The sequence below is a fragment of the Cytobacillus praedii genome, from assembly GCF_001439605.1.
GTDB classification, from domain to species: domain Bacteria; phylum Bacillota; class Bacilli; order Bacillales; family Cytobacillaceae; genus Cytobacillus; species Cytobacillus praedii.
On record NZ_LMBX01000019.1, the window covers coordinates 12,418 to 24,573 of the forward strand.

Annotated in this window: 9 protein-coding genes; all 9 read left to right on the top strand. The window is 39.9% G+C overall.

Going from position 1 to position 12,156, the window contains the following annotated elements; genetic code table 11:
• The first annotated feature begins 182 nt into the window (after positions 1-182).
• Positions 183-1,658 carry a response regulator transcription factor gene (locus ASU02_RS18310; RefSeq protein ID WP_057766291.1) on the top strand — a complete coding sequence of 492 codons (1,476 nt, stop codon included), beginning with the start codon at positions 183-185 and terminating at the stop codon, positions 1,656-1,658.
• A 328-nt stretch (positions 1,659-1,986) separates the two neighbouring features.
• Entirely contained in the window at positions 1,987-3,660 is a 1,674-nt protein-coding gene (hutU, locus tag ASU02_RS18315; protein ID WP_057766294.1) for a urocanate hydratase, read from the top strand.
• Between the two features lie 2 nt (positions 3,661-3,662).
• Positions 3,663-4,922 carry an imidazolonepropionase gene (gene hutI / locus ASU02_RS18320; RefSeq protein WP_057766295.1) on the top strand — a complete coding sequence of 420 codons (1,260 nt, stop codon included), beginning with the start codon at positions 3,663-3,665 and terminating at the stop codon, positions 4,920-4,922.
• A gap of 2 nt (positions 4,923-4,924) precedes the next feature.
• A complete protein-coding gene (locus ASU02_RS18325; RefSeq protein ID WP_057766297.1) occupies positions 4,925-5,896 on the top strand; it encodes an agmatinase family protein in 972 nt (323 codons plus the stop codon).
• Positions 5,897-6,099: 203 nt separating this feature from the next.
• A complete protein-coding gene (locus ASU02_RS18330) occupies positions 6,100-7,800 on the top strand; it encodes a methyl-accepting chemotaxis protein (RefSeq protein WP_165571547.1) in 1,701 nt (566 codons plus the stop codon).
• Between the two features lie 198 nt (positions 7,801-7,998).
• Positions 7,999-9,330, top strand: a complete 1,332-nt coding sequence (locus ASU02_RS18335) for a D-serine ammonia-lyase (RefSeq protein WP_095396739.1) — start codon at positions 7,999-8,001, stop codon at positions 9,328-9,330.
• 152 nt (positions 9,331-9,482) lie between these two features.
• Entirely contained in the window at positions 9,483-10,694 is a 1,212-nt protein-coding gene (locus ASU02_RS18340) for an alanyl-tRNA editing protein (RefSeq protein ID WP_232426292.1), read from the top strand.
• A 158-nt stretch (positions 10,695-10,852) separates the two neighbouring features.
• A complete protein-coding gene (locus ASU02_RS18345) occupies positions 10,853-11,170 on the top strand; it encodes a DUF3870 domain-containing protein (RefSeq protein ID WP_057766303.1) in 318 nt (105 codons plus the stop codon).
• Positions 11,171-11,326: 156 nt separating this feature from the next.
• The gene (locus ASU02_RS18350; protein ID WP_057766305.1) at positions 11,327-12,151 is read left to right on the top strand and encodes a M55 family metallopeptidase; all 825 of its coding nucleotides are present in this window, start codon (positions 11,327-11,329) and stop codon (positions 12,149-12,151) included.
• The last annotated feature ends 5 nt before the right edge of the window (positions 12,152-12,156 follow it).

Consider the following 12,156-nt stretch of genomic DNA (forward strand, 5'->3'; position numbering starts at 1 on the left):
GGTGAAGTGCTTTTTTCTAATTTGATATCCGATTTACTGCGAACATGCTTCTTAATCATAGGATTGAGTAGTGGATAATACGAACATACTCCTTAATCAAACGATTGATTAAGAAAAAATGCGAACATATCTATTAAACAAACGTTTGATTAGTTATGCTGAACTATAGAGGTGAGATACATTTGAATATTCATGTGATGGCAAAAGATACATTAGAAGCTCAAGGAGTTCGGTGGATGATCGAATCGCATCTGCCTGGTATTCAGTTAATGGTATGGGATTCAATGGAGGAGTTTTCAGAAGCAGTGCAAAATGAGCGGCCGGACCTTGTCATTTTAGATATGGACAGTTGGACGAAGAACAGCGAAGGATTCTGTGAACTGCTTCAGCGCTATAGAATTCGCTGGTTAGGCCTATCCTCTGAGCGAATTTTTCAAACAGCCTATCGGGCACTCCGTTTTCGTGCCGAAGATGTTATATTCCGTCCGATATCACCTGAGGATTTAAAAAAACACATTCAACAAATCCGTTATCAAACACGAAATGACCATAAATTCTTCTCAAATCAGACCGGAAATAAAGTAGCTGCATATACAATTGATTATCCAGATTTATTTTTGCTAGATAAGAACAGATCCTATCCAATAACAATGGTTGCCTTTTTGACACCGAACCCAGAGGCGCTGCCGCTTGTCTATGATGCTCTACAGCGATATTCCATTCCAGGTACGCATAAGCTTTTTGCATTATCTGATTTTATCTTATGTGTACAGGAAAATGAAAGAATCGAATCGATTAGGGAGATTTATCATTCTTTCCTATCAAGGTGGAAAGATCGAATGGATGAACCGCTAGCTATACTCATTAACATAGATTCTTCAAAAGGGCCATTAAAGAAAACGTATCAGCAAACAAGGCAATTAACGAAAAGGGTCTTTTTTGAGGGCTACGATATTATTTTGGAGGAGAATAAGCAATTAGACCCTTTAGAAATGGATCCCTTTCTTACGCCTCTTGAACAGCGCCAATGGATTGAGATGCTTGAAACAAGGAATATAAAAGCAATAAGGGAATGGGTTGAACGCGAATTTCTAACCTATGACCGTCCTTATCCAGACCCAGAAATGGTTAGAATCCGATTAACGAGTGTACTCGCTCAAATTCGCAGACATATGAAAGCATATAATCTTCAAAGTTTATCTCTTGAAGCAAGTTATCATGAGGTTTTTAAGCAAATTGTTCATCAGTCTGTTATTTATCAAATTGTTCAAGAGCTTCTAACATTTATCCAAAAATTGCTTCTTCAGGTTCAGGAGCAAATACAAGACGGTCCCCGAACACTTGTAGAGAAAGTACTGGAAATGATTGAATCGAATTATTGGGATGCTGGATGGAATTTAGCTGCATGTGCTGAAGGACTGCGCATGAACAAAAGTACGCTAAGCAGACGCTTTTCAGCTGAATCAGGACAAACCTTCCGCACTCATCTTCATCAAGTAAGAATTCGTGAAGCAAAGCGATTGCTGCAAGAAACAGATATTTCATTAGATGAAGTGGCACGATTAATCGGCTATGCCCATCAGACGTATTTCAATGCGAAATTTAAACAGTATGTAGGCAGTACACCCTTGGCATTTCGGACAGGGGTTAAGAGGTGAATAATCATTTTTTTATCGAGGTGAGCTGTATTCGTGCTGCTCTATATTATATTTAAATATTAAAGAAGTTTAAAAAAGTGGAGTTAATTGCCATGAAGCCTTATACATCCCGTTTCCCTCAAAAAGAGAATAATCTGTTGCCACGAAAGAACGGAGAATATGATCCTTCATATCTATCGATATAATTGAAAAGAAAATGAATCGTTTCATAAAAAAAGACGTTTTGATATCTTTTTGTGAAATATATTATAAAAATAGCCATAATTTATAATTAATTATCCGAAATTTCATTATAAAATAAAAATATAGAAAAGGGAGGGAATTAGATATGAAAACGATTTCAAGTGAAAAGGTTGTACGTTACCGTGGAACAGATTTGAATACGAAGGGATGGCTGCAGGAAGCTGCACTTCGCATGTTAATGAACAATTTGGACGCAGATGTGGCTGAGCGCCCAGAAGATCTTGTTGTTTATGGAGGAATTGGGAAGGCTGCACGCAACTGGGAATGCTTTGATGCGATTGTGAAATCATTGAAAGAATTGGAAAATGATGAAACGCTGCTTGTTCAATCTGGAAAACCAGTAGCGATCTTTAAATCACACGCAGATGCCCCACGCGTCCTGCTTGCGAATTCGAATATTGTCCCTGCCTATGCGAATTGGGAGACATTCCATGAACTTGATAAAAAAGGCTTGATGATGTACGGACAAATGACAGCGGGGAGCTGGATTTACATTGGTTCGCAAGGAATTGTGCAAGGAACTTATGAAACTTTCGCTGAGCTGGCTAAGCAGCACTTCAATGGTTCGCTTAAACATACAATCACTGTCACAGCAGGCCTCGGCGGAATGGGTGGAGCGCAGCCGCTTGCTGTTACGATGAATGGCGGAGTTTGTATTGGCATTGATGTGGATGAAACACGGATTGATCGCCGAATTGAGACGCGATATACAGATGTGAAAACAGATTCTTTAGACGAAGCGATTCGTCTGGCTCAGGAAGCAAAGCTTTCTGGCAAGGCTCTATCTATCGGTCTGATCGGAAATGCTTCAGACATCCTGCCTGAAATGATCGCACGTAACTTTATTCCAGATGTCCTAACAGATCAAACATCTGCACACGATCCACTAAATGGATATGTTCCTTCTGAAATGTCACTAGAAGATGCGGCAGAGCTTAGGAAAAAGGATGCTAGTGAATATGTGAAGCTTTCAAAAGCTTCAATGGCAAAACATGTTGAAGCCATGCTTGATATGATGGAAAAAGGTGCGGTTACATTTGATTACGGCAATAATATCCGTCAAGTCGCCAAGGATGAAGGAGTTGAAAATGCCTTTGCTTTCCCTGGATTTGTGCCTGCGTATATTCGCCCTCAATTCTGTGAAGGGAAAGGACCTTTCCGCTGGGTAGCACTTTCAGGTGACCCGATGGATATTTATAAAACTGACGAGGTCATTTTACGGGAATTTAGCGACAATGAACATTTATGCAACTGGATTCGTATGGCACAAGAAAAAATTGAATTCCAGGGATTGCCTTCTCGTATTTGCTGGCTTGGCTATGGGGAGAGGGCACGTTTTGGAAAAATCATTAATGATATGGTGGCAAGCGGAGAATTGAAAGCACCAATCGTTATTGGCCGTGACCACCTCGATTCTGGCTCAGTAGCTTCTCCAAACAGGGAAACAGAAGCGATGAAGGATGGTTCTGATGTTGTTGCTGACTGGCCGATTTTGAATGCGATGATTAATGCAGTTGGCGGAGCAACATGGGTATCTGTGCATCATGGCGGCGGTGTCGGAATGGGTTACTCTATGCATGCGGGAATGGTTATTGTTGCTGACGGAACGAAGGAAGCAGGAGCACGTCTTGAACGCGTATTAACAACAGATCCAGGTATGGGAATCGTTCGTCATGTCGATGCAGGATATGATCTAGCAGAAAAAACAGCTCGTGAAAAAGGGGTAAACATCCCAATGCTGAATAAAGGAAATGAGTAATAATGAAAAAGCCAATTTGGATTAAACATATATCTCAGCTTGCCACACTTGCTTCCGACATTAATGGTCCGCGTTCAAAAGAAACGATGTCTGAGTTAGGGCTAATTGAAGACGGCAGTTTATGGCTTGAAGATGGTAAAGTTCTAGCTGTGGGAACAACGATCGAGTTAGAAAAACAGTATGCCTTAAAGGCTCATGAAGCAGAAATTATTGATGCGACAGGACATTTAGTTACTCCTGGTTTGGTTGATCCTCATACACATGTTGTTTATGGCGGAAGCCGTGAGCGTGAATTTGAAATGCGTCTTGAAGGTGCAACCTATATGGAAATTATGAATGCCGGCGGAGGAATTCATGCTACAACCCGTATGACTCGTGAAGCAACAGAGGAGGAGCTGTTTAAGCAGACATCTCGCAGGCTTGATTCTTTTCTTCAGCATGGGGTTACGACAGTTGAGGGAAAAAGCGGGTATGGTATGAACCTTGCGACAGAAATTAAGCAATTGCGGATGATGAAGCGATTGCAAGAAACTCACGCCATTGATCTTGTTCCTACTTTTATGGGTGCACACGCGGTGCCTCCTGAATTTAAAGGCAAAGAAGATGAATTTGTCGATCATATTATTAATGACATGCTTCCAGTAGTCGCTGAAGAAAAGCTAGCTGAGTTTAACGATGTTTTTTGTGAAATAGGCGTCTATACACCTGAGCAATCGGAGCGAATTTTAGAGGCCGGAAAGAAACTGGGTTTAACTCCGAAAATTCATGCTGATGAAATTGAGCCATACGGTGGGGCTGAGTTAGCAGCCAAGGTTGGAGCAATTTCAGCTGAGCATTTATTAAAAGCATCGGATGAAGGAATTAAAGCAATGGCGGAAGCGGGAACAATTGCTTGTCTGCTCCCGGCAACAGCTCTTTATTTGCGTGAAGGTGCAGCGGCTGGAAGGAAAATGGTTGATGAGGGAGTGGCAGTAGCTATTTCTACAGATTGCAATCCAGGCTCTTCACCGACAACGTCGATGCCGCTTGTTATGAATTTGGCCTGTATCTCGATGAGACTAACTCCTGCGGAAGCATTAACAGCAGCGACATATAATGCAGCCTGTGCTATCAACCGACAGGATTTGGTTGGTTCACTAGAGGTTGGAAAACAAGCGGACATCGTTCTATGGAACGTAAAAAATTATCAGGAATTACAATACTTATTCGGTGTTAATCATGTCAAAAAGGTTTGGAAAAAAGGCATTCAGGTGGTGGGATAACTATGAAGAATAATTGGCTGCAAAAGCCTGAATGGTCGTGGAATCAAACAGAAGAGCAACCAACATATGTTCATCACTGGGTTCAGCCATTAGATAAATTCGCTGAATCACCGGACCTCATTCTTTACGGGGCACCGATTTCACGTTCATCAATCAGTGTCTCTGGTGCATCTCTTTATCCCACAGAATTCCGCAGAATGTGGAAAGGCTATGCTACTTATAATCTGGATGAGGATATCGATTTAACCTCTATTCGGGTGGGGGATGCAGGGGATGTAGTAATGCATACGACAGATATCCTTTTATCTCACCGGCGAATTCAGGAATCAACTAAGGCATTAGCCGCTGACTATCCGAATGCTTTGACATGTATGATTGGCGGTGATCACTCCACAACTGCTTGCGCTGTTAGAGGAGTAAAGGATGCCTATCCTGAGGAAACAATCGGAATTTTACAGCTTGATACGCATTTGGATGTAAGAGACCCAGGAGAATTAGGGCCGGCAAATGGAACACCAATTAGACAATTGATAGATGGAAATGCAGTCAAGGGAGAAAATGTAATAAATGTTGGGTTACATGGATATTTTAATGCCAAGCCATTAGTTGATTATGCAAAAGAGCACAAGATTCAAATGGTGACATTAAAGCAAGCAAGAAAAGATGGTGTAGTAAAAACGATTCAGGATGCATTGGAGAGACTTGCCGAGCAGGTGGATCGCATATATGTCACAGTGGATATGGATGTGCTTGATATTTCTGTTGCACCAGGTGTCCCAGCATCTACACCAGGAGGATTTTCCGCAATAGAGCTATTCGATGTACTGCTTGAAGTAGGAAAACACTCTGCCGTTCGGCATATTGATTTTGTTTGCTTGGATCCAAGCAAGGATTCAATCGTTGCAGAGACTGTCAAAACAGGTGTATATGCTTGGCTACAGTTTGTTACAGGCTGTGTATACCGATTTGAATAAAAATAAAGCGATCACAAAAGACACGAGGCTAAAAATTAGTCTCGTGTCTTTTTATTTCGATTAGCGGAAAATCCGACAAAATGTGATGGGAATATACAAAGTTTTTAAAAAGGAGTGATTATTATTACAGTTTGGGTAAAATGAATCATTTATAATCAGAGCAGGAAATTTTTACTATGTTAAATGTGGAAAAGAGGGTTACTTTGAAAAGATCCATTCTAACAAAGCTGATTGGTCTTGTATCTGTTGTTATCTTTGTGAGTTTAACGGTTATTTCGTTTGCAAACTATCGAATGACCTATTTAAAGGTTAAGGAATCAGCTGGCATTGAACTGTTTGGCTGTGCGAATATTACTACTGGTCTTTTAACAAGTAATGATATTGACAGTCTGAACTCGCTAACACCTTCACAGGCTGCAGAACTTGGTGAAAAAATTGACTGGACTATTGCGCATAAGCCAATTTTTGAAAACCAGTATCTTATGTCTATCAAAGGGGAAGTACTCGTTCCTGATGAAAAATCGAACAAACAAGGAATTAAAGCAGGAGATATGACACCTGTTGATGAGGATATTTTAACTGCACTTCTCGAAACGCGTGCCCCAGTTTTCTCAGATGTTTACGACTATTCAGGGATGAAACGCTTGACCGGATATGCTCCTATTTTTAAAAATCATGATATGGATGGAGAAATTGTTGCAATTAGTGCGATTGATTTCGATGCAGAGATACTAACTGAAAGAACTTGGAGTATGGTATCGTCTACCATTATCGTTGGAATTATTTCATTGCTTGCAGCCGGAACAATTATTATCCTGTATGTTAGAAAAACAATTCTGCCATTAAAGCATCTGACAGAATATACGAAGAGAATTTCAGAAGGTGATTTAAGCAAAGAGGCAGCCACGATAAAAGCAACTGGAGAAATACGAATTCTGAATGAAAACTTCAATATAATGGTTGATAATTTAAAGAGTGCCCTCATTCAAACTGCTTCAACCTCTAAAGAAGTCGCATCATCGACTGAAGAGCTATCCGCCAATACTTCAGAAGTGGTAGATATTGTTGAGGAAATTTCTACTACCTTTCAAAACGTTGCTGAGGCAGCTAATCATCAAGCAGTAGAAGCAGAACATATACAAGCCAGCTTTCAAAAAATTGCTTCACAAACAAATGAGATTGCAGATAGAATAAAAATCACTACAGAAAATTCACGAGAAGTCTCTGATTTTGCAATAAATGGAAATGTGATTATTGGGGAATCGATTAAACAGATGGACGATATTCGGTTAAGTTCAACGAATGTTTCAAAGACGATGCATGAGCTAATGGATAAATCGATTAGAGTAAAAGAAATATTGAATATAATCATGAATGTGTCTAAACAGACAAATCTGCTTGCTCTAAATGCTTCAATTGAAAGTGCTAGGGCTGGCGAGCATGGGAAGGGCTTTTCTGTTGTTGCGGAGGAAATCCGTACATTAGCTGAAGAAACATCAAAAAGTATTGAAAGCATAAAATCAATTGTTTTTGAGATTGAAAGCAAAACCACCGAAGCGGTTCAACTATCAGAGCAAGGAAATAAGATTGTACAAATTGGAATGGAAAAGGTGAAAAATGCTGGCCGCTCTTTTAATGAAATAAAGGATTCAACGAAAGGATTAAGTGAAGAAGTTGAGCAAGTCCTTACATCCACAGTTGAAATTCAGGAGGAGATAAGTGCTGCAAATAAGCAAATTATCAATATCGCATCCATTTCAAAGGAGATATCCAGCCAAATGCAGGATGTAGCTCTTTCCTCTGAGCAACAAACCGGGTCCATGGAAGAAGTCTCTGCAGCCATTCAAATGCTGGTTCATACAGCCAATCAAATGGAAAAACTAGCCAATCGTTTTAAAATATAAAGAAAAACAAGCAAGCGACCTATTTAATCGCTTGCTTGTTTTTGTATGCACTAAATATATAGGTGGTCGCAATAACAAGCTCAAGCCGGCATACATGTATAAAACTTGAACTTATTCACCTATCCTTACTTGAAAAATAAATTTCTTTCAGGCAAATTTGAATTAATAGATTTTCATTTTTGAATAGAGGTGGCCATATTGTCTGAGAAAGCTATTTTAGGAAGAACACTTGTTGAATGGCAAAAAGAGCTCCCGTTAATGAATGAAATAATAAATCTCCAGGAAGTTTTTTGGACAAATCCTAAGTACCAAACAATGTCTATACCATCCTCACTTACATTTAAAGATATTGTGGATGCCGAGAAGCGCCTATCCCGATTTGCGCCCTATATCGCAAAAGTTTTTCCTGAAACAGAAGGCAATAGTGGATTGATCGAGTCTCCTCTCATTTCCGTTCCACAAATGAAAAGGGAACTGGAGCAAATTAATCATTTAGATTTACCAGGCCGGCTTTTGCTGAAATGTGATAGTCATCTGCCGATCTCAGGATCTATTAAAGCAAGGGGCGGTATTTATGAAGTATTAAAGTATGCGGAAGATCTAGCATTGAAGCATCAAATGATATCCTTGGAGGATGACTATTCAATCTTCGCTGAACAAGCATTTAAAGATTTCTTTTCCCGTTATTCAATTGCAGTTGGATCAACAGGAAATTTGGGATTAAGCATCGGCATCATGAGTGCAAAGCTAGGCTTTAACGTATATGTTCATATGTCAGCAGATGCAAAGAAGTGGAAGAAGGACTTGCTTAGAGCAAAAGGGGTAAATGTAGTCGAGCATAATTCTGATTTCAGCGAGGCAGTTGCACAGGGCAGGAAACAGGCTTCCGGGGATCCTCATATGTATTTTATTGATGATGAAAGCTCCCGTCATCTTTTTCTAGGATATTCTGTGGCTGCCATTCGGTTAAAGAAACAGCTGGAGGATATGAACATTCAGGTTAATGAGGAAAATCCGCTAGTTGTCTACCTCCCTTGTGGTGTTGGAGGCGGACCTGGAGGGATAACCTTCGGACTAAAGCAGGTATTTAAAGAGCATGTGCATTGTTTTTTTGCGGAGCCTACACATTCGCCAAGTATGCTCCTTGGCTTAATGACAGGATTGCATGATCAGGTTTCGGTCCAAGACTTTGGCTTAGATAATCAAACAGAGGCAGATGGACTTGCAGTTGGCAGGCCATCGGGCTTTGTTGGAAAGTTCCTAGAAAAAGAAATTAGCGGGATCTACACAGTAAATGATGATAAATTATTTACTTTGCTGACTATACTAGCTGATACGGAAGGAATCTATCTTGAACCATCTGCTCTTGCAGGATTTTTAGGACCTGTAAAGCTATTGAAAGCGAAGGCAGGAGGGAATGACAAGCTGGAAGACTCTCTGATAAATGCTACACATATCGTTTGGGGGACTGGCGGCAGCATGGTTCCTGAAGATGAGATGAAGAAATATTATGAAAGAGGCAGCAGATAGCATTTGTAAAAAAGGTAGGAATCTACAAGTAAAGCATCAGGTTTTCAAAAAAGCGGATCTCCGCAAATTCAGGTTTGCCAAATAAACTTCGCAATTCAAATATTTATTGCAGATAAAGCAATAAAAGATTAGTAAATTGGAGGATGTATTCTTTGGAAAATAAATTATATTATCAAGATCCGTACATAAAATCATTTAGAACTCATTTAAAGGATCAGCAAAAGGATGAACAAGGAAGAGTGTATGCCATTTTAGAGGAAACAGCCTTTTACCCAACAGGTGGAGGGCAGCCTCATGATACAGGTACGCTAAATGGAATAAAAGTGACTGATGTTGAGGAAATAAATGGGGAGATCCGCCACTATTTAGCCCAACCGATCAGTGAACCTGGCGAAATAACTGGTGAAATTGACTGGGAAAGAAGATTTGATCATATGCAGCAGCATGCTGGTCAGCATATCTTGTCTGCAGCTTTTGAAGAACAGTTTGGCTATGCTACAGTTAGTTTTCATTTAGGGAATGAAGTGCTAACAATCGATCTGGATATTGAGGAGCTATCAGACGAGCAAGCGAGTGAAGCAGAGGGTTTAGCCAATCGAATCATTCTTGAGAACCGCGCCATTGAAACGAAATGGGTAACTATGGACGAGCTATCTTCCTATCGTTTAAGAAAAGAGCTTTCAGTAAATGAAAATATCCGTCTTGTGATTATTCCTGATTTTGATTACAACGGCTGTGGCGGAACTCATCCCCATTCAACTGGAGAGGTAAGGGCAATCAAAATTTTAGATTGGGAGAAACAACGGAAAAAGATCCGGGTGCATTTTGTTTGCGGTGACCGTGTGCTCAATCAGCTTCACCAAAAGCAAAAGGAAATCAAACGTTTGACTGGTATATTGAATGCACCTGCAGAAAGTCTTGCAGATACGGCGAAAAAGCTAAGCGAAGACAAAAAGATGCTTGAAAAATCTATTGAGGAATTGAAAGATGAACTTGTCGCATATGAAGCAAAGGACCTTCTTGCTAACGGAAAATCTTCAGGCAACGGATTAATGATAAGTAAACAATTTAATAATCGACCGATTCAGGAGGTACAAAAGCTAGCTCGATTTGTTACGGCTCAATCAGAGGAGGCTGTTGTGTTTTTCGTGAATGATGCAGAAGAAAAGCTGCAATTTGTTTGTGCAAAAGGAAAGGTCCCAAGTCCAAGTATGAAAGAAATAACAAATAAACTTTTGCTATTAATTAATGGAAAGGGCGGAGGAAATGATCTGTTTGCCCAAGGTGGAGGAGAAGTGCTAATAACTGCAGAGCAATTATTTAATCAAGGGTTAGCATATATGGATGAAAGCCTCCCTTCTTAATAATAAATTAATAAAATATTTAGAAAAGTCAAATAAAGTAGTTGTCAAGCCTACCCCGTTATATTACAATTCTAATAAGAGCTATGCATTACATTGAATGTTTATGTTTTTCGCATGAACACCTCATGTAATATCCTTGCTCTATAGGAGGCACGTTCATGTACCAGCAGGGCACTGTTTATGTTGTCGGGGATAGCAAAACTTCTTCCAATAATCCTATCATGCAGCAGTATAATGCCTTTTTCGTAGGTCTTGTTATTGATAGGAAAACAGATAAGATTATTGACGCGGAATGCTCATCAACTATTGACTTGACTACTCGTTTTGTCCATTCATTATTTGCAGGACAATCGATTTTGGAAGTGGATAGGTTAACTGAGGAAATTGAGCAGCGCTATTTTGGATCCTCGCAAAAAGCATTAATGGTTGCGTTTAAAAATGCTCATATAAAATACTTGCAAATAAAGAATAAATAATATGCTGCTTTTTCTGTTGTTCGCAGATGAAATCCAGCTGTTAGAGATTAGTGTTTTTCTCTGACAGCTGGTTTTTTTATTTAATAGATTCTTACTGCAACAAATATAGGAATAGAATCTAGGAAAATAGTATATGAAATAACAGGGGGGATGTAAATGAAGCTATATGTTTCAGTTGATATGGAGGGAATAACAGGACTTGCTGATCATACACATGTTGACTCTTCCAAACATAACTACGAACGAAGTCGTTTAATTATGACTGAAGAGGCAAATCATGTGATTTCTACGGCCTTTAATGAAGGATGTCAAGAGGTTCTAGTGAATGACAGCCATTCAAAAATGAATAATCTATTAATAGAAAAGCTACATCCGGAGGCAAAGGTAATTGTTGGAGATGTAAAGCCTTACTCTATGGTCCAAGGGCTGGATTCTTCTTATTCAGGTGCCATGTTTATTGGCTATCATGCGAGGGCATCTAAGTTAGGTGTGATGTCCCATTCAATGATTTTTGGTGTCCGAAATATGTATATCAATGATGTGGCAATTGGTGAAATGGGATTTAATGCTTATGTCGCAGGGTACTATGGTGTACCTGTTCTTCTCGTGGCAGGGGACGACCGTGCAGCATTGGAAGCAGAACAGCTTATCCCGAATGTGACAACTGCCATTGTAAAGGAAACGATTACTCGTTCAGCTGTTAAATCATTGACGCCGGCTAAGGCAGGAGAACTTCTAAAGGAAAAGACTTTAGCCGCATTAAAGAAAAAAGATTTAGTGAAACCGCTGATTCCACCGGATAATCCGCTTTTGAGAATTGAATTTGCCAACTATGGGCAGGCAGAATGGGCTCATTTAATGCCTGGTACAGAAATAGAAGAAAATTCGACGATTGTGCGCTTCCAGGCGAAGGATATTTTAGAAGCGTATCGAGCGATGCTTGTGATGATTGAATTAGCGATGAGAACATCATTCTGTTAGGAAGT

Coding starts and splice junctions, on each gene's coding strand:
- ASU02_RS18345 (WP_057766303.1), top strand. CDS start 10,853: ATGTACCAGCAGGGCACTGTTTATGTTGTCGGGGATAGCAAAACTTCT.
- hutI (WP_057766295.1), top strand. CDS start 3,663: ATGAAAAAGCCAATTTGGATTAAACATATATCTCAGCTTGCCACACTT.
- ASU02_RS18325 (WP_057766297.1), top strand. CDS start 4,925: ATGAAGAATAATTGGCTGCAAAAGCCTGAATGGTCGTGGAATCAAACA.
- hutU (WP_057766294.1), top strand. CDS start 1,987: ATGAAAACGATTTCAAGTGAAAAGGTTGTACGTTACCGTGGAACAGAT.
- ASU02_RS18350 (WP_057766305.1), top strand. CDS start 11,327: ATGAAGCTATATGTTTCAGTTGATATGGAGGGAATAACAGGACTTGCT.